This window comes from Deltaproteobacteria bacterium, from assembly GCA_005879535.1.
Taxonomy (GTDB): Bacteria; Myxococcota; Myxococcia; order Myxococcales; family 40CM-4-68-19; genus 40CM-4-68-19.
Window position 1 is genome coordinate 1 of sequence record VBKI01000089.1, and the last position, 26,963, is coordinate 26,963.

Here is a 26,963-nt window from a genome sequence, read left to right on the forward strand (position 1 = left end):
AGCTGCTCGGTGCGGGCGCGGTCGATGATGAGGTTGTCGAAAGGCGAGAGCAGCGTCGTCCGCTCTTCCCAGCGGTCGCGGATCGCGACGTCCGCCGGAGCGTAATGCGGTCCCTTCCAGGCGGCGTCGGCGATCTCGACCGGCGCCGCTGCGCCCTCGCGCACCAGCGCGTCGAGCGCGCGCTGCGTAACGTATCGCGCGAAGGCGTAGTGCGAGCGCAATTGTTTCAGCGTCGCCACGCCCGTCGCGCGCAACGCCCGCAATGTCGCCTCGCGCTCGAGCGCGCGCATGGAGAGCGGCACCGTCTCCGGCAGCCAGCCATCTGCCAGCGTCCACAGCTTGCGTCCGCGGTTGCGTCCCGCGACGACGATCTCGCCGCGCCGCTGGAGGATCGCGAGCATCATCGTAACGTTCCGCTCGTCGTTCCATCCGCCCGAAGTCCAACTGACCAGGGCGCGATCCTCGAACGCGGTCAACGGCAGCGGGCCATCGCGCCGCAGACGCGCCAGGACGCTGCGCCGCAACTGCGGGTTGTGCGCGAGGAACCTCGCCGCGCGCAACGGCCAGGTGCCGCCACCCGCACCAGCAAGGCTGCCATGAGGCGACGGAGCGGCGCCGGCGTTCGTCGCACGGCGGTAGGCGCGCATCGTGGCGCGGTGAATCGCCAGGTCGCTGGTCGGGACGATCAGCGAGACCGTCTCGAACAACTGCCGCTTCGCGAGCAGGCCCTCGAGAAGCGTCGGATCATGGCGGCCCAAGCGCGTCCAGAGTACGAGTTGGGGATTCCGCGCGACGACGTTCGTGGGGTCGAGTTGGAGGTACCCGATGTCGCGGATGAGCTGGAGAATCCCGTTCCGCTTCGGCGGCGGGGCTCGCACGATCCGCTGTGCCGCGATCGCGAGCCGGCGCGCATCGCTCGCCGTGATCCGGATTGGAAGAGGGGTTCGTCCGACGGGCATTCGCCGAGGGTAGCCGTGATACCGTTCCTGGAGAAAGCTGGTTCGAGGGGGACGCATGATCGGCTTCATCCTCGCCCGGGCGGTCACCTACGGGGCCCTGTTTGTCGGCGTGCTGCTCATTTACCTGCCGAGGATCGTGCTCTCACGCTCGGGAATGGTGCCGCCGTCGTCCACAGGAGCGCTCCAGATCGTCGGCATGTCGGTGGGCGCTTGTGGGGCGGCGCTCGCCCTCTGGTGCATCGGCACGTTCGCGTTCGTCGGAAGAGGAACGCCGGCTCCATTCGACCCACCGCGACGGCTCGTCGTTCGAGGTCCTTATCGGATGCTGCGCAATCCCATGTATATTGGTGCGAGCCTTGCTCTCACCGGCGCGGCGCTCTTCTATCCGTCGCTCGCTCTTCTCGCTTATGCCGGCTTGTTCCTGCTCGCTACTCACCTCTTCGTCATCTGGTACGAAGAGCCGACGCTGAAGCGAACGTTCCGCGGTGAGTACGAAGCATATTGCCGCGGAGTGCGCCGGTGGTTGCCACGGCTCCCTCGCTCCACCGTCCCACCCTGATACTCAGCTACGCTGCCCGCGGCGTCACACCCGCCGCTGTCTCCGCGCGGAATCCCTTGACCGCCGCGAATCCGAGCCAGACGAAGAGCGCGAGCACGAGCGTCTGCGTCAAGAAGAATGGCGGCTCCTTCTGCGTCGGCGCGAGGGCCATCAGGGCGGGAAGCCTCAGGAACAGCTGCGCGAGCAGGACGAAGACGTTCAGGTAGAGCGCGAGCACGGCGCCGACCACGTAGATTCCGCGCCACGCGCCGGCGAGGTGTTTGACGTAGCGGGCGACAATCGCGACGGGCAATACGACGAGCGACAGGATCGCCACTGCGTGTGACGGCAAGAAGGTCACGAATGGGAAGCCGAACCCGGTGACGCTCGTGGCGACTGTCGTGGCGAGAAAGACGCTGGTCCACCCGTCGAGCCGCTTCCCGGCGACGAGCCCACCCGCGACGACGAGCCCGGTGAAGATCCCCACGAGACTCAATGCAACGTGAATCAAGGTGAACGTCGTGATTCCGGAGGTCATGCGGACCTTCTTTCCTGGGACGATCGCGGGTGACAGCCAGCGTGACCTGACATATCGCTCACCGACCGGGACAGCAATACATTGTCCGCAGCCGCCGGAGGCGCGCGAGCGTCTGTGGCAGCTCAGGCCGGATCAGCTGACGCAAGCTCGGGAGTCGAGTTACCGCGTGCCTCTCAACGGAGAGCGCTGCTGGCGCGATCGATCAGGCGCTGCTTGTGCCACCGGGTGAGCTGCGCCGCCGCAATCTTGCCCAAGCGCTTGCGCATGTCTTTCTGGTCGCGCGCGAGCGCGGGCCTGGTCTTGACGAGATCGATGCGCGTGTCGACGTCGTGCAGCTCGCCCAGCGAGGCCTGGAGCGTCTTCAGATCCGACTCCAGCCGCGTCACCTTCTTCGGGAGCGACCCCCTGGCGACTTCGACCAGGTACCGCACCTGCTTTACCGAAATGCGGGCGGCATGGAGCGATCGGGGAGAGGGCCGGATGCGCGCCTGTTCCAGCCGCTCCTGCATGCGCTTCAACCGCTTGCGCATCAGCTTCGACAGATTGCGCGGCGGCGGCGCGGAGCCGTCTGCTGCCGCGCCCAGCAGGATGGGGAGCGTTTGCGACCGCCACTGTCGAAGCTCCCGCTGAAGCGCCTGCTTCGCCGCGCGCAAGCGAGCGCGACACGACCGGTAGAGGGCAGCATCCCGGCTCCGCAGCCATTCGATCTGGAGCTGGAGATCCCGCACGGCGCCAAGCGCGTCCTGAAGCGCCTTCACCCGCCGATCGAGCTTGCCAAGCCGGAGCACGCGTAGCGCCGCGCGCAGGCGCCGGGTGGCGACGCGCATGTCATGGACGGCGTCCTGTTCGGGCAGGGCGGCCTCGAGCTGCTGGACGGCGCGGGCCTGATCCGCGAGAAGACGCGCGCTCGCTCCGACAGCGCCGCGCTTCGCGCTTCGGTTCTTCGTCATCGTTGCCGGTGGCGCCGCAGGGCGTATCGGGTTACGAGCCGCTCGGCGTCCTTCGGCCCCTTCCATCCGAGCACGTGGATGTCCTTGCCCTCCAACGCCGTGGACGCGATGAAAAACGATTCCACCTCCTTCTGTACGCGCGGAGGCAGGTCGAGCGCGCTCACGAGCTCGTCTGCGCGCGGGGCTTTGGTGGGTACCACCAGCAGGCGATCGTTGCGCTGCCTTCCTCCGCCCTCCTTGGCTTGATCGACCTGCACGATTCCTAGTGCCCGGCAACGCAGTACGATTCCCGGCCACGTCGCCACGTCCCAGTAAACCACCGCATCGAGGGGATCGCCGTCTTCCGCGCGCGTGCCGGGCACGAAGCCGAAATCGAACGGATACACCATGCCTTCGGGCAGGGGTCGCGCGATCGTGAAGACGCGCAAGTCGGCATCGAGCTTCACCTTGACCGCGGACCCGCGGGGCGTCTCGATCACCACGTGGAGGGAGCGGTCCTCCGACCAGGGTGGAAGCTTCAGCAGATTTGCCATCGCTCACCTCGACCGGCGAGACCTGCCGCGTTCCCCGTTCTTTCCCTGAACGTCCAGGCGGCGTCCGAAGACGCGGTGGAAGAGCACCGCCTCACGTTCCACGTCCCAAAGCTCGAGGTCTACCGCAGCGCGGTGGCGAAGTTGAATGGAGACTGCCCGCCGGCCCGCGGACACTTCCATCGACCGGACCGGCTGGTGGTGGCTGCGATCGAGAGCGTCGGCGATCCGGAGCAGTGTGGACAGCTTGCGGACCATCATCGTTTCGCGCACGGTCAGACCCTTCATGCCTGGATGCGCCCGATCCGGAGCGCTTCGGCGGTGGAACCGTGCGATGCGAGCGCAGATGTCCCGCTCCCGCGTGGAGAGAACCGGAAGGTCCGCGTTCTGGATCAGGTAGCAGGAGTGTTTGTGATGCGCCTGTGGGCTGATGGCGCTGCCGATGTCGTGCAGCAGAGCCGCGACCTCGAGCAGCGGCCGCGCCGGCGGCGGTAGCCGATGGACCGAGCGTGTCCGATCGAAGAGATCGAGGGCAAGCCGCGCCACCTTCTCCGCGTGCCGGCAGTCGATCCCGAACCGGCGTGCCATGGTCAGCGCCCCGTCCGCCAGCGACTCGTCCCCTCCCATGTCGCGATTCCGGCGGAGAAGGTCGACGAGGATCCCGTCCCGCAGGCCGCGATTGACGGCTTGCACCGTGCTGAGCCGGAAGTGGTGCATCGCGCAGTCCAGGATGACGGCGCCCGCCACGATGATCTCCGCCCTGCGCGCGTCGAACCGATGGCGGCGCTCGTGCACCGACATCGCGGCGAGCTCCTCCGCCGCCCGGGCGACTTCCTCGCGCGTCGCGCCCTTGCCGTCGCGGCCAGCATATCCGACGACGGCATTGATCGTTCCCGAACTGCCCAGCGCCCGCTTGGACAAGCTGGCGTCGCGCGGTAACGAGTCGAACGCCTCGCGGGCGAACGCGCGCATCAGAGCGAGCTTTCGTTCGGTGACCGTCGCCGAAGAGGAGAACACTTCCGTCAAGCGCACGGCGCCGACGGGTACGCTCCAGAGCGTCGTCGGCCGCTCACCGAGGGCGGTGATGACCTCCGTGGATCCGCCGCCGATGTCGATGACGGTCCCTCGCGCATCCGCCGGAGCACCGTGGAGGACGCCCAGACAAATCAGACGCGCTTCTTCACGTCCGGAGATGATCTCGACGGGGACGCCGGCGCTGTCGCGGATCCTGCGGACGATCTCGCCACCGTTCGAAGCTTCGCGGAGCGCGCTCGTGGCGACGGCGCGGATTCGCGCGTGGTAGCGCCGGCAAAGCGCTCCGTATCGGCGGAGCGTCGACAGCAGGCGCTCGACGACTTCCTGGTCGAGGCGTCCGGTGGTGAATACGCCCTCTCCAGGACGGACGGGGTCACGCTCCTCATGGAGCGTTTCGAGCGAATTGTCGGACAGGGGCTGGGCGACCTTGAGACGAACGGCGTTCGAACCGACGTCGATGGCCGCCAGCACTTTGAACCTGCGCTCGGTCGCCACCGCTTGCAGTGTACCGGAGCTAGCCTGAAAGTCATGAACTTCGGGCGCCTACTCGCCATCCGATTTCTGTGACACGATTGTCACAGACGGCGTGGCACTGCTCGGGTATTCGAACGCCCCGCGTATAGTGCAGTAATACGGGAGAGAAGCTCAATGGAGCCGGCGATGCAAGCGACGACGCCTCCGCCCCAGCGCGAAGCGGCATCCGCCGCGGAGCAGGGGGCGCGGCGGATTGCCGAGCTCCACGACCCGCAATTGTTCCTCAACCGCGAGCTGTCGTGGCTCCAATTCAACACGCGGGTGCTCGAAGAGGCGGCGGATATCTCGCTGCCGATCCTCGAGCGGCTCAAGTTCCTGGCCATCGTTTCCTCGAATCTCGACGAATTCTTCATGGTGCGCGTCGCGGGACTAAAGCAGCAGCAGCTCGGGGGTGTGAGCGAGACGGCTGCCGACGGCCTCTTGCCGAACGAGCAGCTCGCGGCGATCAGCACGCACGTTCACTCCATGATGGAAGAGCAGCATCGGATCTGGTCGGCCGACATTCTCCCTTGCCTGCAGCGGTACGGACTGCACCTCGTCACGCCCGATGCGTTCGACGCGCAGCAGCGGACGGCAGCGCGCGCTCACTTCGCCCAGAACGTCTTTCCGACGCTCACTCCTCTGGCCGTCGACCCAGGACATCCCTTCCCACATCTGCGGAACAAGTCGATTAACGTCGCGGTGCTCTTGAGGAAGGAGGGCCGGCGCCGCCGAAAGGATCCGCGAGACTCCAGCCTCGCGGTCGTCCAGGTGCCGGCGGTCCTGGAGCGGCTCGTGCGGATTCCGTCTGCCTCCGGTCAGGCCTTTGCCCTGCTGGAAGACATCATCGCCGCTTTCGCGGGCGATCTCTTTCCCGGATACGCCGTCAAGCAAGCCACCGCCTTTCGCGTCACGCGGAACTGGGACCTGGACATCGACGAGGAGGAATCCGAAGACCTCCTGAACACGGTTCGCGACGAGCTCCGCCGCAGGGATCGCGGCGCCGCTGTCCGGCTGGAGCTGGCGGGAGACGCTCCGGCCGACCTGGCGCAAGCCCTCGCAGGGGCTTTGAAGCTGGCGGAACAGGACATCTATCGCGTCCGCTGCCCGTTGCAGCCCATCGACGTGCTCGCGCTCGCCGAGGTGGATTCACGGCCGGAGCTGAGGGTCGAGCTCCTCCAGCCTGCCGTCCCACCGGACCTGCAGGAGACGCCGTCGATGTTCGCGACGATCGCCGCGCGGGACGTGCTCCTCCATCACCCGTACGAGTCGTTCGAGCCGGTGGTCCGCTTCATCCAGGAAGCCGCGGACGATCCCAAGGTGCTCGCGATCAAGCACACGCTCTACCGGACCAGCGGCGACAGCCCCTTCGTGCAAGCCCTCTCGCGCGCCGCCGAGAACGGCAAACAGGTGACGGTGCTCGTCGAAATCAAGGCGAGGTTCGACGAAGCCAACAACATCGCCTGGGCACGGCGCCTCGAAGATGCGGGCGTCCACGTCGTCTACGGCCTGATCGGCTTGAAGACCCACTGCAAGATCGCGTTGGTGGTCCGGCGCGAGGACCGCATCCGCCGCTACGCCCACTTGGGCACGGGCAACTACAATCCGAATACCGCGCGGCAATACACCGACCTCTCGATCTTCTCGGCGCGCGAAGAGCTCGCGGACGATGCTTCGGCGCTCTTCAACCTCTTGACCGGCTACGCCGAGCCGCCGCAGTGGAAGAGATTTGCCGTCGCGCCCTTCGGGCTGCAGGAGCGGATCCTCGCGCTCATCGAGCGCGAGGCGCAACGGGCGCGTGGCGGCGAGCCCGCCCGCATCGTCGCGAAGATGAACTCGCTCGTCGATCCTTCCGTCATCCGCGCTCTCTATGCCGCCAGCACTGCCGGGGTCTCCATCGACTTGCTGGTGCGGGGTATCTGCTGCCTGCGGCCGGGGATTCCCGGTACGTCGGAGAACATCCGCGTGGTGAGCGTAGTGGATCGCTTCCTCGAGCACAGCCGGATCTTCAGCTTCGGAGCCGGAGAGCGCGCAGAGGTGTACATCTCCTCGGCGGACTGGATGCCGCGCAACTTCACCCGGCGCATCGAGGTGATGTTCCCCGTCGACGACCCCGCGCTGAGAGGACGGCTCCTGAACGACGTCCTCGCCGTGTCGCTCTCCGACGGCGTGAAGGCACGGCGGCTCGCTCCCGACGGGACGTACTCGAGGGTGCAGAGGACGGAAGGCGCGGTGCGCAGCCAGGAGTATTTCCTGCAGCGAGCGCGCCGGTGGATGGACAGCGCTCGCCGGAATCCCGCCATCCGCCCGGTCACGGCGCCGACCACCGCTTCGTAGCGGTTCGGCGACTGCGCCGCGACAAGTTTGCTTTTCTGTCACTGCAGCGTCACTTGCGTTCGCTATGAGCGATCCCTGTGGCGAGACAGCGGATCCTGATCGTCGAGGACGAGCCCGACATCGTGAAGGTGCTCGAATTCAGCCTGAAGCAGGCTGGCTTCGAACCCGTCGTTGCATACGACGGCGAGCAGGCGCGCTCGAGGATCCAGCACCAGGTGCCGGACCTCGTCCTCCTCGATCTGATGCTTCCCGGCGTGCCGGGAACGGAGATCTGCAAGCAGCTCAAAGGGTCGTCGAAAACGGCCAACGTTCCCGTCTTGATGGAGCAGGAAGTCGTCCTCACGGCGCTCGAGTTCAAACTGCTCGTTTCACTGATGGCGAGGGCGGGGCGTGTTCAGTCGCGCGAGCAGCTGCTCGACGAGGTATGGGAACTTTCTCCGGAGACGCGGACGAGAACGGTCGATACGCACGTCAAGCGCCTGCGGGAGAAGCTCGGGCAGGCACGCGACCTCCTCGAGACAGTCCGGGGGTCTGGGTATCGGCTGGTTGAACCCTCGGTGAAGTGAGCTTTCGCGCCGCCGCAAGCCATCGAATCGCTTCCGCTTCGTCACAAGCCTGTCACTCCAGGACTCTAAAAGGACCCCCTATGAAGAAGACCATCCTGACTGTGGCCGCTGCCCTTGCCGTGAGCGGTGCTGTGCTCGCCGACAAGCTCCTGATCAATGGCGCGGGGGCGACGTTCCCGTTTCCCCTCTATTCCAAGTGGTTCAGCCAGTACAACAAGCTCCACCCGGACATCCAGATCAACTACCAGTCGATCGGATCCGGCGGCGGCATCAAGCAGATCACCGAGAGGACCGTCGACTTCGGGGCCAGCGACGCACCGCTCAGCGACGAGCAGCTGCAGAAGGCCTCCGGCGTCCAGCACATCCCGACGGTGATGGGCGCGGTGGTCATCGTCTGGAACCTGCCCGGCGTGCAGCAGCTTCGCATCGCGCCGGAGACGCTCGCCGCCATCTACCTGGGCAAGGTCACGAAGTGGAACGACGCGGCGCTGAAGAACGATAACCCGACGGCGAAGCTGCCGGACACCGCGATCACCGTCGCGCACAGGTCCGACGGCTCGGGGACCACGAACATCTTCACCGACTATCTCTCGAAGGTCTCGCCGGACTGGAAGTCCGGGCCGGGGAAGGGGACCAGCGTCAACTGGCCGGCAGGCCTGGGCGGAAAGGGCAACGAAGGCGTCACCGGCCTGGTGAAGCAGACCGAGGGCGCAGTCGGGTACGTCGAGCTGGCATACGCAAACCAGAACAAGCTGCCGACGGCGGAGCTGAAAAGCCACGACGGCGAGTGGGTCAAGGCGTCGCTGGAGTCCGTCTCGGCGGCGGCGGCGAAGGCGGCGATACCGGAAGATTACCGCGTCTCGATCACCGATCAGCCGGGCGATGGCGCGTATCCCACCGCTGCGTTCACGTACCTGCTCGTCTACCGGGACCAACAGGACGCCGCCAAAGGCAGTGCGCTGCTGAATTTCATCTGGTGGGCCGTGCACGACGGCCAGAAGGAGGCGGCGGCGCTCGATTACGCACCGCTGCCGAAGCCGGTGGTCGAGAAAGTCGAGCAGACACTGAAACGGATGACCGTCAATGGAAAGCCCGTCCTCGCTTCCAGCAAGTGAAGTGATCGCGCCGGCGAGCGAGCCGGAGCGCAGCCCCGGAGATGTTTCGGCCCGGCGTAACGCTCCGGATCGCGCATGGGCAATCCTGCTCACGGTGCTCGGGCTCGGCGTGCTCGCTGCCGCCGCGGTCATCGTCGCCGAGCTCTCCCGCATCGGAGCCCCGGCCATCGCTCATGCGGGGCTGAAGTCGTTCGTGACGAAGTCGACCTGGGACCCGACCCGCGATCTGTTCGGCGCCGCGCCGTACATCTACGGGACGCTGGTGACGAGCGCGGTCTCGCTGGTCCTCGCGCTTCCCATCTCCATCGGATTGGCGCTGTTCCTCACCGAAATGGCGCCGCCCGCCGTGCGCTCGATCGTATCGTTTCCCATCGCGCTGCTCGCGGGCATTCCCAGCGTCGTCTACGGGCTCTGGGGGTTGTTCGTGCTCGTGCCCCTCCTGCGGAAGCCGGTGGAGCCGTTTCTCGCGAACACGCTCGGGTTCCTTCCCCTGTTCCAGGGCGCGCCCATCGGGCTCGGATATCTCGCCGCCGGCGTGATCCTCGCGATCATGATCCTGCCCACCATCACCTCGATCAGCATCGAGGTGCTGCGGACCGTCCCCGGCCAGCTGCGCGAGGCTGCGCTGGCGCTGGGCGCAACGCGGTGGGAAGCGATCCGGACCGCGGTGCTTCCTTATGCGCGAGCCGGAATCGTCGGCGCCACCATGCTCGGGCTGGGGCGCGCGCTCGGAGAGACGATGGCCGTCACGATGGTCATCGGGAACTCGCCGACGATCCGCGCCTCGTTGTTCGCGCCGGGATACTCGCTGCCGGCCGTGATCGCCAACGAGTTCGCGGAGGCGAGCGGCGAGATGCATACCGGCGCTCTCGCCGCTCTCGGCCTTCTCCTCTTCGCCGTCACCGTGCTGCTCAACATCGCCGCGCGCGTCCTGGTGCGGATGTCGCGGCGCGGCCCGGCTCGGGTGGCGGCATGATGCTCGCCAAGCGGCGCGCAGTGAATCTGATCATGACCGGCGTTTGCGGGCTGGCGCTCGCCGTCGCGCTGGTGCCGCTCGTGTCGCTGCTCTGGCTGGTGATCTCGCACGGGTTCAGAGGGCTGTCGTTCGATTTCTTCACCGCCGTTCCCGCGCCGGTCGGCGAGGCGGGCGGCGGCGTGGGCAATGCGATCGCCGGAACGCTCTACATCGTCGGCATCGCGTGCCTGATCGGCGTCCCGCTCGGCGTCGGCGCGGGAGTCTTTCTCGCCGAGCGAGGCGACGGCCGCGTCGGCGACGCGATCCGCTTCACGGCCGAGGTTCTCTCCGGCGTCCCGTCGATCGTGGTCGGAATCGTTGCCTACGGCCTGGTGGTCCTGCCGATGCGCCGCTTCTCCGCGCTCGCCGGTGGAGTCGCGCTGGCCGTGCTGATGGTCCCCACGCTGGCCCGGAGCACGGAAGAGCTGGTGCGGCTGGTGCCGCGATCGCTGCGCGAAGCCTCCCTCGCGCTGGGAGTTCCACAATGGCGGACTTCGTTGCGCGTAGTGCTGCGGACGGCGCTCGGCGGGATCATGACCGCGATCCTGCTCGCGGTAGCGCGGGCGGCGGGCGAGACGGCGCCGCTGCTGTTCACCTCGCTGAACAACCAGTACTGGAACTTCAGCGCCGATCAGCCGACGGCATCGTTGACCGTGCAGATCTTCAACTACGCCGTCAGTCCCTACCAGGACTGGCACGACAAGGCCTGGTCGGCGGCATTGGTGCTGCTGCTCCTGGTCGGATCGCTTTCCCTCGCGGGACGGCTGCTGTCGCGGAGCCGGCTGCGATGAAGGCGAAGATCGACGTGCGCGCGCTGAACGCCTGGTTCCGCACCACGCATGCCTTGCGGGACGTTTCCCTGACCGTTCCCGAAAACTCGGTTCTCGCCATCATCGGCCCCAGCGGTTGCGGGAAGAGCACGTTCGTGCGCTGTATCAACCGCATGCACGAGCTCGTTCCCGGCGCACGGCAGTCCGGCCAGGTGCTGGTCGACGGACAGGACCTGCACGCGCGGCGCGTGGATCCCGTCAACCTGCGCCGCCGCGTCGGGATGGTCTTCCAGCGTCCCAATCCGTTTCCGACCATGTCGATCTTCGACAACGTGATTGCGGGCCTGCGGCTGAACGGGGTTCGCGGAGACTACGCCGAGGTCGCCGAGAACAGCCTGCGGCAGGCGGCGCTCTGGGACGAAGTGAAGGATCGCCTGCAGCAGAGCGCGCTCTCGTTGTCCGGCGGACAGCAGCAGCGACTCTGCATCGCGCGGGCGCTCTCCATCGAGCCGGAAGTCCTGCTCATGGACGAGCCGGCGAGCGCTCTCGATCCCATCGCCACCGCGAAGATCGAGGAGCTGATCCACGAGCTGCGAGCATCGCTGACCATCGTGATCGTCACCCACAACATGCAGCAGGCGGCGCGTGTCTCCGATGCAACGGCGTTCTTCTACCTCGGCGAGCTGATCGAGCATGGTGCCACGGAGCAGATCTTCACCAACCCCCGCGAGCCGCGCACCGAGGACTACGTGACCGGGAAGTTCGGATGAAAGCGCATACCGACAAGACGTACGACGCGCAGCTCGACGACCTTCGCAACAAGCTGCTCAGCCTGGGCGGCAAGGTGGAGATGGAGATCGCCACCAGCGTCCGCGCTCTCGCCGAGCGCGACTCGAAGCTCGCGGAATCGGTGATTGACCAGGACCGGGAGGTAAACCGGCTCGAAGTGGAGGTCGACGACGCCTGCCGGCGCCTTCTCGTTCTCAGGCAGCCTGCGGCCAGCGACCTGCGCTTCATCACCACGGCGCTCAAGATCGTCGTGGACCTCGAGCGCATCGGAGACCTGGCGGTGAACGTGGCCGAGCGCGCCCTCGATTTGAACCAGAGCCCGCCGCTGAAGCCGGTGCACGATCTCACGCGGCTCGCCGAGCTGTGCCAACGGCAGGTGCGGGCGGCCCTGGATGCCTTCGTGGACGGCGACGTGGCGAAGGCGGAGGCGGTGATCAAGAACGACGATCTGCTCGACTCCGTCTATCACAACCTCGTCAACGAGCTGCTCGCGCTGATGATGGAGGATCCGCGCAACATCCGCCGTGCGAACAGCCTGCTGTTCGTCGCCAAGCATCTGGAGCGGGTAGGTGACCACGCCACCAACGTCGCGGAGATGGTCATCTACATGGTGCGCGGCACCGACGTCCGGCATCCCGGAAGCCGGGCATCGAAGAGCGTACCCGGATAAGGCTCAGGCGCGAGGCACGCGTCTAGAGCGGGTCGCAGCGACGTACGCCGAGCCGCAGGTTGGACTCGGTTGACGTGAACGATGGCGCCGGATTCCGCCAGCGGCTATGGTGCCTGGCTCCCTGAGGCCTTTGGGAGCGGACATGATGGAGATCTACGTCGTCCGGCACGGCATCGCCGTCCCCAGCGAAGCGGGGATTCCCGACCGGTTCCGCCCGCTCACCAGCAAGGGCCGCCGGCGCTTCCGCAGGACTGCCCGGAGATTCGCCCGCCTGGGACGCGAGCTCGACCTGATCCTGACCAGCCCTCTGGTCCGGGCCGTTCAGACTGCGGAGATCCTCGTCGGGGCCGTGAAGAATGCGGAGGTCGCGGTGCTGGAGGAACTGGATCCGAAGTCCGGCGTCGCGCCGTTGCTCGAAGCGGTGGCGCGTCGCGCCGACTTCCGATCCGTCGCCCTCGTCGGCCACGAACCGCAGCTGTCGGGTCTCGTCGCCTTGCTGACCGCGATACCGGGCAGCGAGATCGAGATGAGGAAGGGCGCAATTGTCCGTCTCGACGTGGCCGAAGCGGTGGAACCCGGATCCGCGGAGCTGCGCTGGACCCTGAATCCGATGTCGAAGGAAGTGGAGAAGGGAGGCCGCGGGCTCGGCTCTCCTCGCGAACCAGCGTAGGCAATGGCGAGCTGGAACGCTCGCGAGCAAGAAGCGCAAGCGCCGGTAGCTCCGCGGCGACCTTGGTCGGATTCAGTTGCACCAGGACAGCATTGACAGCCGATACGGCTGCACGATAACCCGCGTGACCGTGGCGGAAAGAGAGAAAAGCGGCTGGCTCCTCCTCATCCACCAGATCCCGCCGAAGCCGAACTATTTTCGGGTGAAGATCTGGCGACGCCTCCAGAAGCTCGGCGCAGTCGCGATCAAGAATTCCGTGTACGCGCTGCCCAGCACCGATCAGGCCGTCGAGGATCTGAACTGGGTCCTTCGTGAGATCGTCGAGGGCGGCGGCGATGCGTCGCTGGTCGAGGCGAGGCTCATCGAGGGACTCGACGACGAGCAGGTCAAGGAGATGTTCCGTGCCGCGCGCGATGCCGACTACCACGCGATTGCGAATGACGCGCGCGGGCTCGCCCGACAGCTCCCGCGAAAAGGGGAGCTCGACGAAGACAAACGCAGCGAGCTCGCGGCCGGCCTCGCCCGCCTGCAGAAGCGGGTCGGCGAAGTTGCCGCCCTGGATTTCTTCCACGCGCGTGGCCGCGAGGCGGTCGAGGGATTGCTTCAGGAGTTGGAGGACAAGGTCGCCGCCCGCGTGCCCAGGATGGGCATCTGGCACGAGCTGTCGATGGACATGGTCGGCAATCACATCCAGGTCTTCTTCGACGGCAGCAAGGTCATCGACGACCGCGACGACACCTTCAAGGACGCCGGCAAGTTCGGCGTCTGGACCAAGGCCGATTCCATCGTCCAGTTCGACGACCTCGTCGCCACGCCGAAGTAAGCCGGTCAAAGGAGAAGCACATGATCGCCATCGCCCTGGTGCTGGCTGCAACGCTGAACACCGCGAAGATCGAGGAGCTCATCGGCCTCAAAGGCAAGCTCGACGAGAAAGAGGGTGCGTTCAAGGTCTCGTATCCGCGTTCCGACATCGCTCCGACGGCGGCTGGCGTGAAGCTGACACCACCGCTCGGCCTCACCGCTTGGGCTTCCTTCAGCGGCGGGGGAGCGCACACGATGGTCATGGGCGACATGGTCCTGACGGAGGACCAGGTGAACGCGGCGATGAGCGCGGCGCTGGACAGCGGCCTGGAAGTGACCGCTCTGCACAATCACTTCTTCTGGGATTCGCCGAAGGTGATCAACACCATGGGCGTGAACACCTGGGCAGCGCTGGCCGGCTCCCCCGAGAAAGCCGTCGTCGACGGCGACTTCGCCATGCTCGAGTCGGAGATGCAGGAGATCCTCAAGACGCTCCGCCACGCGAACATCAATATCGTCGCCATCCACTCGCACATGGCGGGCGAACAGCCTCGAATTCTCTTCCTGCACTACTGGGGAGTCGGGCCGGCGGAACAGCTTGCCAAGGCGGTCATGTCGGCAGTGGCCAAGACGGGGGGAAATGATTCCCGGGTCAATGTTTCCGATCCGTGTCGGCGATGAACCTGCCTCGAGTCCGCGTGTCCTTGCCGTTGCCTGCCGTAGTGCGGCGGGCAGATCGGAGGGCGCGAATGGATCGCAGTCCGATGCCGGTGAGCGCTTTGTTCGAAGTGCGAGTGCTGGTGGTCGAGGACGATGCGGATCTGATCGAATCCGTCCGCCGCGTACTGCCCCGAAGCTTCCGGGTCACCGCCTGCCGATCGGCCCGCGCGGCGGTCGCCATCGTCGAAGCCGGGAAGTTCTTCGACGTCCTGATCTGCGGGTACGAGATGCTCGAGATGAATGGCCGCGAGCTGCACTCGTCGATTGCGGATCTCGACGCTGTCCTGGCGCGGAACGCGCTGGTGATCGTGTCCAGCCGCCTGTCGCCGGAAGACGAGCGGTACTTCGGGGATCGCCGCGTCCGTCTCATCTACAGCCCGTTCCGGTCGGAGCGGCTGCGCGAGGAGGTCGAGGTGCTCGCGACGCATGCGATGCTCGCGCTGTATCGCCTCGAGCGCTACGTCATTCAATGATGTCTGCGTCCTACCCTATCTGGTCATCCAGGATCTCGAGCGCACCGTGAGTGCCGCATAGGGGAAGATCCAGAACAGTGTGAGCGCCGAGAAATACGAATACAGCAGCCCATAGAGGACGTCGCTCGACCGGCTGCTACGGACGTACACGAGGATTCCCAGGACCGAGATCACCCCCAGCGCCGCGAGCACGCCGACCAAGGCGTGTGGCTGCTGGCCCATGCGCGACAGCGTGTGGCACCAGCTCAGATATCCCACGGGATAACGCAGGTTCGTCACCACGCAGTCGAGCAGCGCGAACATGCGCGCTGCAGGAGGACGCTTCCAGACGATACGAGCCAGGCGCAGTTCCTCGCGCACGTAGCTGCGCTCCCAGCGCAGGTACATCTTGACCAGCTTCGCGTACGTGGACGGCACCACCGTGCGCACGATTGCAGAGCCCTGGTAGACCGTGTCGAAACCGCGGTTGAGGATCGAGTTCGTCAGCGCGCGGTCCTCGCCGTAGGTGCAGGGTGCGCCGAGAAACGTTTGCGAAGTCCACTCTTCGAGCACCTCCCGAACGACAGCAAGACGATACGCGGCGAGCGCCCCGGGACAGCAGTAGACGGTGCCGTAGACGGACTGCACGGCGCGCAGCAGGTCGAACGACAGCGCGAACCGGACGTCGAGCATGCGGGGCAGCATGCCGGCGCCGGCGTTGTAGACCGCCACACGGCCGGCAACGGCGCCGACGCGCGGGTCGCGGAAGGGGCCTCCCATGGCGAGCAAGGCGGCCCGGTCGATCACGCTGTCGGAGTCGATCGTGACGACGATCTCTCCACGGGCGTGGAGAAAGCCCGCTTCCAGAGCTGCGCGCTTGCCGCGGTTGCCGGCGAATCGGATCGTCGTGATCAGGCCGGGATCGCGCGAAGCAGCGCGCGACACGTACTCCCATGTGTCGTCGGTGCTGCCGTCATCGACGACGACGATCTGCAGACGTGAGCGGGGGTAGTCGGCCGCGGCCACCGACTCGATCGAGCGGGCGACCATCGGACCCTCGTTGTACGCGGGGATGATCACCGTCAGCGGCGGCGCGTCGGCGAATGTCGCCGCGGCAGCGGGGCGATACCGCAGCCAGAGCATCGTTCGGAACAGCAGGAGGAAGAGCCCCATCGTCGCCCAAACGACGCCGGGACGAGTCCAGATCCACGCGTGGTCGAAGATCGCCATTGGCGATCCTCGGGACACCAGGGCAGGTACCACCGTTCATGGCGGACACCAGATAGAAACGTGAGATCCGACGCAGGTCGCAAAAGTCGGCGCGAAGGGCCTTGCTAGCGCTGGAAGGCATCAGACCACTGCGCTCGATGGTACCGAAAGAGGTCGCACAGGCTCTCGCCGATGGAATATGCCGGGGCGAATCCAAGCCCCTGAAGGCGCGACACGTCGGCGACATGCCGCCGGACGCCGGCGGTTCGATCGTTGCGCCGGACAACCTCGACCTGGCCGTTCAACCCGGAAATGCGAAGCAGCTCGGAAAGGATGGCGTGAATCGGGGTCTCGCGCCCGCTCGCGAGGTTGTACACGTTGCCGCCATCGCCCCTCTGCGCGAGGAGGAGAAGGGCGGCCGCGACGTCGCGTACGTCGATGAAGTCGCGAGTCGTATCGAGTGCCCCAACCTCGAGTGCGGAGTGACGCGAGGCCGGAACCGACGCAAGCTGGGCGGCAAGACGCGCACAGACATGACTCTCGCTTTGCCCCGGCCCGACCACGTTGAAGATGCGCGCCGTCACGAAGGGCAAGCCGCCGCGCTCGGCATGGATGCGCACGACGTGCTCGGCTGCCAGCTTCGTCAGTCCGTACATGTCCGCCGGATGGCAGGTATCGGACTCGCGAATCGGCAGCGCTTCCGGCTCTCCGTAGACGCTGCCGCTGGACCCGAGGATCACCAGCGCGTCGAGCCCTGGCGCATCGGCGACCGCGTTCATCAAGGAAGCGGTTCCCTCGACGTTCGTTTGGAGCAGATCGCGCTGCGACGCCGTATGCAGCGCGGATGCGAGATGAAAGACGCAATGCGGCCGGAACTCGCGAAGAAGGTCACACAATCCGGGCGTATCGAGCAGCGAGACGGACCGATATCGATGGCGTGCGGAGATGCTGGCGAGCAGCTCCGCGGGCAGTGGAGCCCGTTCTTGTCCACCGCGCGTCGAGATCGCATGCGTGAAGAAGCCATCGACGCCGCCCGATCGGCCGATGCCCAGCACCTCCGATTCGGGCTCCGTATCGAGGATGCGCGCGGTGAGATAACGCCCGACGAGTCCCTGGGCGCCCGTGATGAGGTACCGGCGGGTCACCGTTCGACGCCCGCGATCGTCAGGCGCAGCCCTTCTTCGAGCGCAATCGCAGGCTGCCACCGGAGGATCTCGCACGCCCGCCGGTTGTCGGCGATCAGCTCGTGAATCTCGCTCTTGCCTGGCCGATCCCGTTCCCCGATTTCCTGGATCGGGCAGGTCAGCGCGAGCGCCTCGAGGATGAGCTCCGCGACCCGCCCGACGCTCGTTCCGCGCATGGTGCCGATGTTGAAGATCTCCAGCTCCGGGCGCTCGAGAAAACAGGCGCTGGCAATCGCCTCAGCGACGTCGGTGACGAAGCAGTAATCCCGGATCGGCCGCAGGTCTCGAAGGATCACCGGCAGGCCGCGGCGCGCCATGCCGACGATCGTCGGGATCAACGATTCCGGAGACGCCGCGGGACCGTAGATCGAGAAGGGCCGGAGGATGACGGCGCGCAGGTCGAACGCATGGACGTAGGACTCGATGAGCCTCTCGGCCCCGATCTTCGCCGCGGCGTACGGAGATCGCGCGCTGAGCGGATGGTCTTCGCCGACGAGTGAGTGAAGCGGCCGGCCATAGACTTCGGCCGACGAGACGTACACCACCTTCCGCACGCCCTCCGCGCGGCAGGCCTGCAACAGCGCAGCGGTTCCTTCGCCGTGGACCCGCACGTATTTCGACGGGTCCTGGAACGAAGCGCCCACCGATGCAGGTCCCGCGAGGTGCACGACGGCGTCGGCGCCGGCAACCAGCTTCCGCATTGCCGTCGAGTCACAGATGTGGACCTGGGCGACGTACGCAGCGCCGGGCGGGATTCGCGCCGCCTCGTTCGGAGGCCCGATGACGGCCTGGACGCGGGCTCCCTTGCGCGCCAGCGCATCGACGGCTGCGGGCCCCAGGAATCCTCCTGCGCCCGTGACCGTGATGCACCTGCCCTGCAGCGGGTTCTCCATCGTCTCGCCCGGTCAATGCACTGGCGCACGGCGCTTGCAGTGCGTCTCGATCATGCTCTCGAAGCAGCCTTCCACCTGGCGGGTGGTCACCTCCGGAGTGAAGCGTTCGAGATAGCGTTCGTAGGCGCCCCGGCCCAGCCGCTCGGCGAGGCGGGCGTCTCCCAGCACTTGCATCAAAGCCTGCGCCAGTGCGCCCGGGTCGTCCGGCGGAACGACGAGGCCCGTCCGGCCATGCTCGACGTGATCCGGAATTGCTCCGACGGAAGAGACCACCGCCGGCTTTCCCAGCGACATCGCTTCGATGATCGCGTTGGGAAGAGAATCGATCGACGAAGGGTGGACGTGAACGTCGATGACATTCCAGACGTCGGCGATGCTTCCCGGATAGCCGTGGATTCGAACGCGGTGTGCGATTCCCAGCTCCTCCGCCTGCCGACGCAACTGCTGCGGATAAGTCGGACCCTGGCGCTCGTAGCCGACGCAGAGGACGTAGACGTCGTGCCCGCCGTCGATGATGCGCCTGGCGGCTTCGAGGAGCACCGCTTGCCCCTTGAAGGGAACGAGGCCCGCGACCTGCCCGAGGATGGTTGCGCGGGTGTCCTCGGGGATGCCGAAGTCCCTCAGCACCTCGCTTCGCGAGCGGGAAGGCTTGTCCAGGCGCACGCCGTTCGCGATCACGTGCAGCGGCGGCGGCGATCCGCCGATGTAACGCGCGAGCTCGGTGGCCCGAATCTTCGCGTCGGTGATGATCGCGCTGCAGCGGCGAAGATTGAGCCGGCGAATCGGCGGAAAGAGAATCTGCCGGATGGAGCGGCTGTCCAGGATCTTCCAGAGGTCCAGCTCGCTGTAGAGGGTGATGGACACAGGAACGCCGGCGCTCACGGCCGCGGGCACCGCTGTGTAGAGCGCGGTCTCGAGGTGTGCGTCGACGACGTCGGCACGGCTGGAGATGATGAGGCGCCGCAGCTTCTGGATGGCGGCCGCGAGCGTGGTGGCGGTGTTCGTGAGCCTGACGATGCGCGGGCCTCGCGCGCCGGCCGGATGCGGCACGCCGAGGTCGTGCACCCTCACGCCCGCGTCAGCGAACTGGCGCCGCATGGAGCCGCACTGGCTGCGAAGCGCGTGGTCCGCCGGGTACAGCGTGACCACCGTGTGGTCGAACCGGTTCGTATCGATTGTGCGGGCAACATGGAAGAGGCGGTTCTCGCCTCCGCCAAAGTTGAGGTCCGAGATGACGGAGAGGACCCTGATCACGGCTGCACCCGTCCGGGTTCCGCAGCGATCGCGCCCGGCCAGCGGTCCGCATTCTCGACGAGGAGCCGTTCCGCATGGACCAATGCCGCCTCGTCATTGACGTCGATCCAGGGCTCTCGGTGTGGGTAGGCGGCGACCGTGTCGTCCGCCTGGAGCAGGGCATCGATCAGCGCGGGCACGTCGAATCGGCGGCCGGCGGGAACGCGATCGATGGCCCTGCGGTTGAAAACGTATGTCCCGCTCGAGACGGGCACGGACAATTTCGGCTTCTCGCGGTACGCGACGACGCGCTGCCCCGCCAGGTCGAGCATGCCAAACGGAATCGGAAACGGCTGATCGTGAGTGGCGATCGTCGCGGCGGCCTCGCGTTCCCGGTGGTAACGGGCGAGCTGTCCCAGGTCCAGGCTCGTCAGATTGTCGACGTTGACGATCAGGACGTCGTCGATCCATGGCGGCAAGGACGCGACCGCACCGATGGTGCCGAGTTGTTCGGTCTCGACCAGCGCCTCCAGCGTGGCAAACTGCGATTTGGCCAGTGGCCGGCCGTGCGCGTCGATCCACGCGGCGAGAGCGCGTTCCTGCGCGCTGACGGCGACGTAGAGCTGCTTGAACCCGAACCACAGCAATGCCCGCAGATTGCACTCGATTAGAGGCACCCCAAGCACCGTCCGCAGACTCTTGTGTCGACTGGAGCCTCCTGCCCTCATCCGTTCCGATCGACCGCCGGCCATGATCAGCGCGGCGACTGAAGAGCTAGCCATGGGAGGTCCCGCCCGTGAGTTGGGAAACGATCTGCGGCAAGGTGATGCTCCTGCCGCATGAAGGCCAGTGCCGGCTCCTCTCGACGGTGTGAAATCCAGCGCCGCGCGGCAAGCAATCCCGATAAAAAATGAACTCAATGACAAGCGCGAAAATGTAAGCGTGAATGATGCGCTCGTTGCCGCTTGCGCGGCCTGAGCTTCCTGCTCACATTCGCGCGCAGGGCGTGACGGGCGGCGGGGCGGATGGCGACTCTCGTTTTCGATATCGGTGGAACGAGGACGCGAGTCGGCCTCTACGATTCCCGTCATTCGAAGATCGTCCGGTCCACCGCTGCCGCGACACCCAATCATCTCGACCTGCCGGAGGCGCCGTTCGAACGATTGCGCGACGGGCTTCTCTCGCTGATGGGCAGGCTGGGCGACGAGCTCGTCGAGCAGCAAACGGTGCGGGAAGTCGACGTCGCCTTCGCGGGGCCGATCGATCCCGCCGGAAACGTTCTCGCTGCCCCCACGCTCTGGGGCGCCCGTTTGACCTCCCCGTATCCGCTGGGACAGGACATCGCGCGCCGCTGGCCCAACGCGCGCGTCGGGATCCTGAACGACGTCACGGCAGCCGGCTATCGCTATTTGCGATCGAGCGGGGATGACTTCTGCATCGTCACGGTCAGCTCCGGAATCGGCAACAAGGTGTTTGCCAACGGCCGGCCGCTGGTCGGCAAGAATGGGTTGGGCGGAGAGCTGGGGCATCTGCGCGTCGACGACTCCGAGGGAGCGCCGATCTGCGAATGCGGCGGCCGCGGACATCTCGGTGCGGTTTCTTCGGGCCGGGCGGTCCTCGCGTACGCGCGAAAGCACGCGCCGCAGAGCTCTTGCATCGAAGGTTTGACGAGCGGCGATCTCGTCGCCGCGTTCCGCCGCGAAGAGCCCTGGGCCATGAAGATCGTCGAGCGCGGCGCCGGCCCGCTCGGCTGGGCGCTGGCAGCGATGCACCTCGGCCTCGGGATCGAGCGGTTCGTGCTCGTCGGCGGCTTTGCGCTGGCGCTCGGCAACGCCTACCGACAGCTCGTGGCCCGGGCGGCAGATGCCCGCTGCTGGGACGCGCCGGGCGGTTGGGATTCGCGCGTGGAGTTGGGCGTGAACGACGACTTGTCGGGACTGATTGGCGCCGGAATCGCAGGAATGGTGCGGGAGGGGTCCGTATGAAGGTCGGCCGCTACAATTATGCGCATCAGCTCGGAACGGACATCGAGCCGCTGATCGCGGACCTGCGGGCGATGCTGGTCGGCGGTCGGTACGAGCTGACACCCGAAGTGAAGCAGTTCGAAGCGCAGCTCGCGGAATTTCTCGGCGCGAGATACGTCCGGGGCGTCAACACCGGTACCGACGCGCTGGTGGTCGCCCTGCGGGCCCTGGGCATCGGGCCGGGCGACCAGGTCGTCACGCAGGCGAACACGTTCCACGCGACCGTCGGCGCCGTCGACCTGGTCGGCGCCGAACCCGTCCTGGTCGACGTGGATCCGGAGACGTTCCTCATCGACAAGCGGCAGCTCCGCGATGCGATCGGTCCGAGGACGCGCGCGCTGATGCCGGTGCACCTGTACGGCAAGCCGACGCCGATGGCCGAGATCGTTGCGCTGGCCGAAGCGCATGGGCTCTTCGTGATCGAGGACGCTGCACAGGCGATCGGTGCCCGCATCGAGGGGCAGTCGGTGGGCACGTTCGGCCACTTCGGATGCTTCAGCTTCCACCCGAGCAAGAACCTCGCCGCGGCGGGCGACGGCGGAGCAGTCGTGGCGAGAAATGCAGAGCTCGACGAGGCGCTCCGGCGGCAACGCGAGCTCGGACAGGTAGGACAGAACAACCACGTGGTGGTCGGATTCAATACCAAGCTCGACGCGCTGCAGGCGAGGATCCTGTCCTGGAAGCTGCCGCGCCTCGAAGAATGGAACGAGCATCGGCGCAAGGTCGCCGGATGGTATCGCGAACGGCTCGCCGGCCTGCCGCTCGGATTCCAGGCGCGCACCGAGGGCGAAACCCACATCTATCATCTCTTCCAGGTGCGGACGGCCGAGCGGGACTCGCTTCTCGCGCATCTGCGCGCGCGCGACATCGACGTGGTCGTCCGCTATCCGACTCCAATTCACCTGCAGCCGGCATTCGCCGCGAAAGGCTGGAAGGCCGGACAGTTTCCGGTCGCGGAACGACTGGCAAGAGAGCTTCTTTGCCTGCCGATCCGGCCGGACATCGGGATCGATGAGATCGATTACGTCACCGATTGCATCCACGACTTCTTCCAGAACGTGGCGGTCGGGTGAAGCCGATCGTCACCATCCTCGGCGGGAGTACGCCCTTCACGGCCGCGTTGGTGGAGGCGCTTCGCACCGCGTCGGCCGGCATTCCCGCCTGCGAGCTGCGCCTCTTCGGCCAGGACGTCGATGCCCTCGAGAGAATGGCACGCTACGGCGATCGCAGGCTGGCCGCGCTCGGCTGGAGCGTCTCGTCGAGCCGCCGGCTCGACGAGGCCGTCGACGGCGCGGCCGTCGTCGTGAACCAGATCCGCTTCGGCGGCCTTGCGGGCAGGGCGCGCGACGAGGACCTCGCCTGCCGGTTCCAGCTTCCGGCGGATGAAACGCTGGGTCCGTGCGGATTGACCAGCGCGCTGCGCGTCGTTCCCCGAATCCGCGAGCTCGCCGTCGAGCTCGGACGTCTGTGCGCCGATGCGTGGGTGCTCAATCTCTCGAATCCGTTGAGCATCACGACGCGCATGATGATCCGGGCAGGGGCGCCCGCCAGGTGCGTCGGGCTCTGCGAGCTGCCGACGGCGACCGTCGTCGAGACCTGCCGACTTCTGGGGATGTCGTTCGCGGACGTCGAATGGGATTACGCGGGGCTCAATCACCGCGGCTTCGTCTTTTCGCTGAAGCATCGGGGAGAGGATCTCCTCCCGTCGCTCCCCGGCATGCTCGAGGGCCGAACCATCTTCGGCGTCAGCGGAGAGGAGATCCGGCGGGTCGGCGCGGTCCCGCTGAAGTACTTCCGGCTGTCGACCTCCGCCGGCAAGCCGGCCGCGAAAGGTCGGGCTGACTTCCTGCAGGAGCTCAAGGCGACGATTGCGCGGGAGCTCGAGCAGCGGACCGCTCCACCGCCCAGCCTGGCCATGCGCGATCTCTCCTGGTACGACGGCGCGGTCGTTCCGATGATCGCCGCGATCTTCGCGGATGACGGCCGCCGGATGATCGTGAACTGCTTGCGCGACGACGGCCTCGTCCGGGAAGTCCCGGTCCGCGTCTGGCGCTTTGGCGTGGACGTCATCGGGACCGAACCACCGGCTCACCTGGCGCCGTGGCTCCAGCGGTGGGCCGCTCACGAGCGCGCTCTGGTCGAGGCCGTCGAATCCCCGACTCCGGAACGCATCGAGCGCGCGCTGGCGCTCGACCCGGCGGTGCCCGGCGCGAGGGTGCGCGAGATCGGGCAGGCGATATGGGCAGGATATGAGAACTGACAAGCGACCGGATTCATTGCGCATCGCAATCGTCGGCTGCGGCCGGATGGGATTGCAGCACGCCCGCAGTGCGTCGCAGTTGGGCCACCGCATCCGCGTGGCGTGCGACGTCGACGTTGCGCGAGCCTCGGCACTTGCGAGCGAGCATCCCGACTGCGAGGCGGTCACCGACGCCGCGACCGTCCGTTGGGATGAGGTGGACGCCGCTTTCGTCTGCACGCCGCCGTTTGCGCGAGGCCCGGTGGAGCTGTTCGCTGCGCAGGCGGGCGTGCCGCTCTTCCTCGAGAAGCCGATTGGCCTCTCGGCGGCGCAGTGCCTCTCGGCGCTGACGGCCTTTCGCCTCACGGGCACGATCACGTCGGTGGGGTACATGAACCGGTATCGCGCTTCCGTGAGGCGCGCCAGGAGCCTGCTCGGGGGCGAAAGCGTACTCGGCTTCGCCGCGCACTGGGTGTGCGCCGCGTACCGCGTCCCGTGGTGGGGCGATCCGACGCTCTCCGGCGGACAGCTCAACGAGCAATGCACTCACTTGATCGATCTCGCGCGCCACCTCGTCGGGGAAGTCAGCGAGGTGAATGCCTTCGCGCAGCCCAGCCCGAACGGGGGCGGCGGTACCGCAGCGGTCTCCATCCTGCTGCGCTTCCGCAACGGCGCCCTGGGGACCGTGATCTGCGGCTCCCTCGCGAATGAGAAGCAGATCGGATGTCGCGTGTTTACGCCGCGCGGACAGGTCGTCCTGGACGGCTGGGACTTCAAGTGGTCGCCTTCCGCGGCGTTCGGCGACGGAAGCGATCTCGCGCCAGTCGAGGACGTTTTTCTCGCGGAGTGCAGGTCGTTCCTCGACGCCGTCCGCTCCGGAGACGCGAGCGCGATCCGCTGTGACCTGGCGGAGGCGATGAGGACGCAGCGGGTGGTGGATGCGGCGCGCGCGGCGTTGGGTGGGAACGGTCCCCAACCTCTCGTGCCGGAACGGACGGTGGGGGAGGCGGGCCATGCGATCGACTACATTTGACGGAGCGCTGAAGGTCGAGGAAGGCGTTTCCACCAGCAACCTCACGTCGATCGCGACAGCGCGGATCGGCCCTCGGCCTCCGCCTTTGGATTGGGCAGCGGTCTCCATGGATTGCGTGGCGCGCACCCGATACGAGGTCCTGTTCTGCGAATCCCTGCTCGAGCCCCACAGCGCGCTGATCGACGCGATCGGCGACCGGAAGGCCCTGCTCGTCACCACTCCGACGGTCGATCGGATTCATGGCGCCGCGATCCGCGCGGTGTTGCAGAAGACGAATACGGTCTCGACGCTGGTGCTGAATGCGCGTGAAGAGACGAAATCGATGGAGCTCGTCGCGGCGGTGTGCAACGAGGCCCTGTCGCATGGGCTGAACCGGACGGGCGTGTTGATCTCCATGGGAGGAGGCGTGTGTTCCGACATCGTCACGCTTTCCGCCTCGCTCATCCGCCGCGGCGTCGCCCACATTCGCGTGCCCACCACCCTGATCGGGCAGATCGATGCCGGCATCGGCCTGAAGGGCGCGGTGAACTTCTGCGGGAAGAAGAGCTTCGTTGGGTGCTTCCACCCGCCGGAGCAGGTGTTGATCGATCCGGCGTTCCTTCAGAGCCTGCCGCGCAAGTATCTCGTGTCCGGCGTCGCCGAGGCCATCAAGATGGGGATTGCGCGCGACGCCACCCTGTTCGAATTGATCGAGGCCCGGGCGTTCGACCTGGTGACCTCAGGTTTCGACGAACCCGCCGCGGAAGGTCGGGAGCTGCTCCAACGGTCCGTCTGGGGCATGCTCGACGAGCTCCGCCAGAACCCCTACGAGGATCAGGGATACGAGAGGCTGGTGGATTTCGGGCACACCTTCAGTCCGACCCTCGAAGCGGCGCTGGGCTTCGACATCCAGCACGGCGAAGCCGTGGCGATCGACATGGCGATGTCGACGACGATTGCGCGATCGCTGGGATTGATCGGGGCGGATGTCTGGCAGCGCATCGTCAACGTGTTGAGAACCGCTTCCCTGCCCATTTTCGCGAGCCGTCTCGACCTCCAGCTTTGCCGGGATGCCCTCGTCGAAGCGCGCCGGCACCGCGGAGGGTCGATGAACCTGGTGGTACCTGCCGGCCTCGGCCGGGTGGTCTTTCTGAAGGACGCCAATGACCTTCCGGACTCCATACTCGAGAGCTCGCTGGCGTCGCTGTCCTCCTGCGCGGCGGGGATTTCGTGAAGCGTAGAGGACCGGCCGTGGAACGGCAGTACAGGTTCGAAGGATGCACCTTCGAGCGCGTGCGGGCGCACGGCGGCTCGCGCGAGATTTCATTCGCGCGCGTGGTGGCGCGCAATCGAGGGTCGATCCGGTTCATCGATCTCTCCGTGCTCGGGCCCGGAGCGGACATCGGTTGTCATACCCACGACGTGGACAACGAGGAGCTGTACGTCGTGGTGTCCGGACGAGGGCTGATGACGCTGGACGGTCACGAGTTCGAAGTGGGCCCCGGCCACGTCATCCTCAACCGGCCCGGAGGGACGCACGGGCTGAGGAACATCGGCGAGGAGGAGCTGCGCATCGTGGTGATCGAGGTCGAATCGGAGCCGGAAAATCTCCGGGACGGGCCATGAGCCAGCGCGGAAACGGATGGAAGGTCGAGCTGCTGGATACCCTGACGAGGAATCCATGGTTCGGCGTCCTGCTGCAGAAGGTCACCCAGCCCGACGGCTCCAGCGAGCCGTATTACACGATCGACTTTCCCCATCGCGCAGTCGGGGTCGTCGTGCGGCGCGGCGACGAATTCCTCTTCATTCGCCAGTACCGATTCATCGTCGACGAGCACGTCTGGGCCATTCCCTCCGGCGGAGCGGAGAAGGGCGAAAGCGCCGCCGCCGCCGCGGCCAGGGAGATGGAGGAAGAGACGGGTTACCGGCCGTCCAGGCCCCTCGAGCACGTCGTCGGATACTACCCGTCGTACGGATGCGGCAATCAGCGCTTCGAGCTGTTCGTCGCCGAGGATCCGGTGCGCATCCGGGAAACGCACGATCCGCAGGAGGTCATGTCCACGCGCTGGTTCCACAAGGCGGAAGTGCTGGGAATGATCCAGCGGAACGAGATCGTCGACGGGCTTTCGCTGACGCCGGTGCTGCTGGTGCTGCTTCGCGAGGCCTTGTCAGGCGCGAAATCGCCTTGAACCGGCGCCCGG

The 26,963-nt window shown here is 66.6% G+C and carries 29 protein-coding genes; 19 read left to right on the forward strand and 10 right to left on the reverse strand.

Annotated features, from left to right (window positions below):
• A partial coding sequence (locus E6J58_20755) for a hypothetical protein (GenBank protein ID TMB33294.1) occupies positions 1-1,028 on the reverse strand: 1,028 nt, incomplete at its 3' end.
• On the opposite strand from E6J58_20755, the gene E6J58_20760 reads away from it, so the two are divergent.
• On the forward strand, positions 1,015-1,518 hold the full coding sequence (locus E6J58_20760) for an isoprenylcysteine carboxylmethyltransferase family protein (GenBank protein ID TMB33295.1): 504 nt from the start codon (positions 1,015-1,017) through the stop codon (positions 1,516-1,518). The genes E6J58_20755 and E6J58_20760 overlap by 14 nt on opposite strands.
• 7 nt (positions 1,519-1,525) lie before the next feature.
• Here E6J58_20760 and E6J58_20765 read toward each other — a convergent pair whose 3' ends face one another.
• From E6J58_20765 to E6J58_20780, 4 genes are all read right to left on the reverse strand, one after another.
• Positions 1,526-2,035: a hypothetical protein gene (locus E6J58_20765; protein ID TMB33296.1), complete on the reverse strand. Its 510-nt coding sequence runs from the start codon at positions 2,033-2,035 to the stop codon at positions 1,526-1,528.
• Between the two features lie 173 nt (positions 2,036-2,208).
• The gene (locus E6J58_20770; protein ID TMB33297.1) at positions 2,209-3,051 is read right to left on the reverse strand and encodes a CHAD domain-containing protein; all 843 of its coding nucleotides are present in this window, start codon (positions 3,049-3,051) and stop codon (positions 2,209-2,211) included.
• The gene (locus E6J58_20775) at positions 2,982-3,518 is read right to left on the reverse strand and encodes an inorganic diphosphatase (protein ID TMB33298.1); all 537 of its coding nucleotides are present in this window, start codon (positions 3,516-3,518) and stop codon (positions 2,982-2,984) included. The genes E6J58_20770 and E6J58_20775 overlap by 70 nt, the downstream gene beginning before the upstream one ends.
• A 3-nt stretch (positions 3,519-3,521) precedes the next feature.
• A complete protein-coding gene (locus tag E6J58_20780; protein ID TMB33299.1) occupies positions 3,522-5,045 on the reverse strand; it encodes a Ppx/GppA family phosphatase in 1,524 nt (507 codons plus the stop codon).
• A 165-nt stretch (positions 5,046-5,210) separates the two neighbouring features.
• Between E6J58_20780 and ppk1 the strand changes: the two genes are divergently transcribed.
• The 11 genes from ppk1 to E6J58_20835 all read left to right on the forward strand — a co-directional run bounded on the left by ppk1 (position 5,211) and on the right by E6J58_20835 (position 14,989).
• The gene (ppk1, locus tag E6J58_20785) at positions 5,211-7,400 is read left to right on the forward strand and encodes a polyphosphate kinase 1 (protein TMB33300.1); all 2,190 of its coding nucleotides are present in this window, start codon (positions 5,211-5,213) and stop codon (positions 7,398-7,400) included.
• Between the two features lie 77 nt (positions 7,401-7,477).
• The gene (locus E6J58_20790; GenBank protein ID TMB33301.1) at positions 7,478-7,966 is read left to right on the forward strand and encodes a response regulator; all 489 of its coding nucleotides are present in this window, start codon (positions 7,478-7,480) and stop codon (positions 7,964-7,966) included.
• A gap of 80 nt (positions 7,967-8,046) precedes the next feature.
• Positions 8,047-9,081, forward strand: coding sequence for a phosphate ABC transporter substrate-binding protein PstS (gene pstS / locus E6J58_20795; protein TMB33302.1), 1,035 nt, complete (start codon positions 8,047-8,049; stop codon positions 9,079-9,081).
• Complete coding sequence (gene pstC / locus E6J58_20800; GenBank protein TMB33303.1) at positions 9,050-10,057, forward strand: phosphate ABC transporter permease subunit PstC; 1,008 nt, start codon at positions 9,050-9,052, stop codon at positions 10,055-10,057. Before pstS ends, pstC begins: the two co-directional genes overlap by 32 nt.
• Entirely contained in the window at positions 10,054-10,887 is an 834-nt protein-coding gene (gene pstA / locus E6J58_20805) for a phosphate ABC transporter permease PstA (protein ID TMB33304.1), read from the forward strand. The genes pstC and pstA overlap by 4 nt, the downstream gene beginning before the upstream one ends.
• Positions 10,884-11,636, forward strand: a complete 753-nt coding sequence (gene pstB / locus E6J58_20810; GenBank protein TMB33305.1) for a phosphate ABC transporter ATP-binding protein — start codon at positions 10,884-10,886, stop codon at positions 11,634-11,636. The genes pstA and pstB overlap by 4 nt, the downstream gene beginning before the upstream one ends.
• The gene (gene phoU / locus E6J58_20815; GenBank protein ID TMB33306.1) at positions 11,633-12,325 is read left to right on the forward strand and encodes a phosphate signaling complex protein PhoU; all 693 of its coding nucleotides are present in this window, start codon (positions 11,633-11,635) and stop codon (positions 12,323-12,325) included. The genes pstB and phoU overlap by 4 nt, the downstream gene beginning before the upstream one ends.
• A gap of 106 nt (positions 12,326-12,431) precedes the next feature.
• Positions 12,432-12,995, forward strand: a complete 564-nt coding sequence (gene sixA, locus E6J58_20820; protein TMB33307.1) for a phosphohistidine phosphatase SixA — start codon at positions 12,432-12,434, stop codon at positions 12,993-12,995.
• A gap of 124 nt (positions 12,996-13,119) precedes the next feature.
• Complete coding sequence (locus E6J58_20825; GenBank protein TMB33308.1) at positions 13,120-13,818, forward strand: hypothetical protein; 699 nt, start codon at positions 13,120-13,122, stop codon at positions 13,816-13,818.
• Between the two features lie 20 nt (positions 13,819-13,838).
• A complete protein-coding gene (locus tag E6J58_20830; protein ID TMB33309.1) occupies positions 13,839-14,477 on the forward strand; it encodes a DUF1259 domain-containing protein in 639 nt (212 codons plus the stop codon).
• Positions 14,474-14,989 carry a response regulator gene (locus E6J58_20835; protein ID TMB33310.1) on the forward strand — a complete coding sequence of 172 codons (516 nt, stop codon included), beginning with the start codon at positions 14,474-14,476 and terminating at the stop codon, positions 14,987-14,989. Before E6J58_20830 ends, E6J58_20835 begins: the two co-directional genes overlap by 4 nt.
• Positions 14,990-15,004: 15 nt before the next feature.
• Here E6J58_20835 and E6J58_20840 read toward each other — a convergent pair whose 3' ends face one another.
• From E6J58_20840 to E6J58_20860, 5 genes are all read right to left on the reverse strand, one after another.
• Positions 15,005-16,198 (reverse strand): glycosyltransferase family 2 protein, encoded by a 1,194-nt coding sequence (locus tag E6J58_20840; protein ID TMB33311.1) that lies wholly within the window; start codon positions 16,196-16,198, stop codon positions 15,005-15,007.
• 104 nt (positions 16,199-16,302) lie between these two features.
• The gene (locus tag E6J58_20845) at positions 16,303-17,397 is read right to left on the reverse strand and encodes an NAD-dependent epimerase/dehydratase family protein (GenBank protein ID TMB33312.1); all 1,095 of its coding nucleotides are present in this window, start codon (positions 17,395-17,397) and stop codon (positions 16,303-16,305) included.
• The gene (locus E6J58_20850) at positions 17,319-18,254 is read right to left on the reverse strand and encodes an NAD-dependent epimerase/dehydratase family protein (GenBank protein ID TMB33313.1); all 936 of its coding nucleotides are present in this window, start codon (positions 18,252-18,254) and stop codon (positions 17,319-17,321) included. The genes E6J58_20845 and E6J58_20850 overlap by 79 nt, the downstream gene beginning before the upstream one ends.
• A 12-nt stretch (positions 18,255-18,266) precedes the next feature.
• On the reverse strand, positions 18,267-19,508 hold the full coding sequence (locus E6J58_20855) for a glycosyltransferase family 4 protein (GenBank protein TMB33314.1): 1,242 nt from the start codon (positions 19,506-19,508) through the stop codon (positions 18,267-18,269).
• Positions 19,505-20,620 (reverse strand): hypothetical protein, encoded by a 1,116-nt coding sequence (locus E6J58_20860; protein TMB33315.1) that lies wholly within the window; start codon positions 20,618-20,620, stop codon positions 19,505-19,507. The genes E6J58_20855 and E6J58_20860 overlap by 4 nt, the downstream gene beginning before the upstream one ends.
• Here E6J58_20860 and E6J58_20865 point away from each other — a divergent pair.
• From E6J58_20865 to E6J58_20895, 7 genes are read left to right on the forward strand one after another with little or no spacing between them, the layout of a single operon-like run.
• Positions 20,513-21,472, forward strand: coding sequence for an ROK family protein (locus E6J58_20865; protein ID TMB33316.1), 960 nt, complete (start codon positions 20,513-20,515; stop codon positions 21,470-21,472). The two genes, E6J58_20860 and E6J58_20865, sit on opposite strands and share 108 nt — an antisense overlap.
• Positions 21,469-22,584, forward strand: a complete 1,116-nt coding sequence (locus E6J58_20870; protein ID TMB33317.1) for a DegT/DnrJ/EryC1/StrS family aminotransferase — start codon at positions 21,469-21,471, stop codon at positions 22,582-22,584. Before E6J58_20865 ends, E6J58_20870 begins: the two co-directional genes overlap by 4 nt.
• A complete protein-coding gene (locus E6J58_20875) occupies positions 22,545-23,771 on the forward strand; it encodes a 6-phospho-beta-glucosidase (GenBank protein ID TMB33318.1) in 1,227 nt (408 codons plus the stop codon). The genes E6J58_20870 and E6J58_20875 overlap by 40 nt, the downstream gene beginning before the upstream one ends.
• The gene (locus tag E6J58_20880) at positions 23,761-24,783 is read left to right on the forward strand and encodes a Gfo/Idh/MocA family oxidoreductase (GenBank protein TMB33319.1); all 1,023 of its coding nucleotides are present in this window, start codon (positions 23,761-23,763) and stop codon (positions 24,781-24,783) included. The genes E6J58_20875 and E6J58_20880 overlap by 11 nt, the downstream gene beginning before the upstream one ends.
• The gene (locus E6J58_20885; GenBank protein TMB33320.1) at positions 24,689-25,996 is read left to right on the forward strand and encodes a sedoheptulose 7-phosphate cyclase; all 1,308 of its coding nucleotides are present in this window, start codon (positions 24,689-24,691) and stop codon (positions 25,994-25,996) included. Before E6J58_20880 ends, E6J58_20885 begins: the two co-directional genes overlap by 95 nt.
• Positions 25,975-26,388: a cupin domain-containing protein gene (locus E6J58_20890; protein ID TMB33321.1), complete on the forward strand. Its 414-nt coding sequence runs from the start codon at positions 25,975-25,977 to the stop codon at positions 26,386-26,388. Before E6J58_20885 ends, E6J58_20890 begins: the two co-directional genes overlap by 22 nt.
• Positions 26,385-26,951 (forward strand): NUDIX domain-containing protein, encoded by a 567-nt coding sequence (locus tag E6J58_20895; GenBank protein TMB33322.1) that lies wholly within the window; start codon positions 26,385-26,387, stop codon positions 26,949-26,951. The genes E6J58_20890 and E6J58_20895 overlap by 4 nt, the downstream gene beginning before the upstream one ends.
• Positions 26,952-26,963: the final 12 nt, after the last annotated feature.

Coding starts and splice junctions, on each gene's coding strand:
- E6J58_20760 (TMB33295.1), top strand. CDS start 1,015: ATGATCGGCTTCATCCTCGCCCGGGCGGTCACCTACGGGGCCCTGTTT.
- E6J58_20765 (TMB33296.1), bottom strand. CDS start 2,035: ATGACCTCCGGAATCACGACGTTCACCTTGATTCACGTTGCATTGAGT.
- E6J58_20770 (TMB33297.1), bottom strand. CDS start 3,051: ATGGAAGGGGCCGAAGGACGCCGAGCGGCTCGTAACCCGATACGCCCT.
- E6J58_20775 (TMB33298.1), bottom strand. CDS start 3,518: ATGGCAAATCTGCTGAAGCTTCCACCCTGGTCGGAGGACCGCTCCCTC.
- ppk1 (TMB33300.1), top strand. CDS start 5,211: ATGCAAGCGACGACGCCTCCGCCCCAGCGCGAAGCGGCATCCGCCGCG.
- pstS (TMB33302.1), top strand. CDS start 8,047: ATGAAGAAGACCATCCTGACTGTGGCCGCTGCCCTTGCCGTGAGCGGT.
- pstC (TMB33303.1), top strand. CDS start 9,050: ATGGAAAGCCCGTCCTCGCTTCCAGCAAGTGAAGTGATCGCGCCGGCG.
- pstA (TMB33304.1), top strand. CDS start 10,054: ATGATGCTCGCCAAGCGGCGCGCAGTGAATCTGATCATGACCGGCGTT.
- pstB (TMB33305.1), top strand. CDS start 10,884: ATGAAGGCGAAGATCGACGTGCGCGCGCTGAACGCCTGGTTCCGCACC.
- phoU (TMB33306.1), top strand. CDS start 11,633: ATGAAAGCGCATACCGACAAGACGTACGACGCGCAGCTCGACGACCTT.
- sixA (TMB33307.1), top strand. CDS start 12,432: ATGGTGCCTGGCTCCCTGAGGCCTTTGGGAGCGGACATGATGGAGATC.
- E6J58_20830 (TMB33309.1), top strand. CDS start 13,839: ATGATCGCCATCGCCCTGGTGCTGGCTGCAACGCTGAACACCGCGAAG.
- E6J58_20835 (TMB33310.1), top strand. CDS start 14,474: ATGAACCTGCCTCGAGTCCGCGTGTCCTTGCCGTTGCCTGCCGTAGTG.
- E6J58_20840 (TMB33311.1), bottom strand. CDS start 16,198: ATGGCGATCTTCGACCACGCGTGGATCTGGACTCGTCCCGGCGTCGTT.
- E6J58_20850 (TMB33313.1), bottom strand. CDS start 18,254: ATGGAGAACCCGCTGCAGGGCAGGTGCATCACGGTCACGGGCGCAGGA.
- E6J58_20865 (TMB33316.1), top strand. CDS start 20,513: ATGGCGACTCTCGTTTTCGATATCGGTGGAACGAGGACGCGAGTCGGC.
- E6J58_20860 (TMB33315.1), bottom strand. CDS start 20,620: ATGATTGGGTGTCGCGGCAGCGGTGGACCGGACGATCTTCGAATGACG.
- E6J58_20870 (TMB33317.1), top strand. CDS start 21,469: ATGAAGGTCGGCCGCTACAATTATGCGCATCAGCTCGGAACGGACATC.
- E6J58_20880 (TMB33319.1), top strand. CDS start 23,761: ATGAGAACTGACAAGCGACCGGATTCATTGCGCATCGCAATCGTCGGC.
- E6J58_20885 (TMB33320.1), top strand. CDS start 24,689: ATGCGGCGCGCGCGGCGTTGGGTGGGAACGGTCCCCAACCTCTCGTGC.
- E6J58_20895 (TMB33322.1), top strand. CDS start 26,385: ATGAGCCAGCGCGGAAACGGATGGAAGGTCGAGCTGCTGGATACCCTG.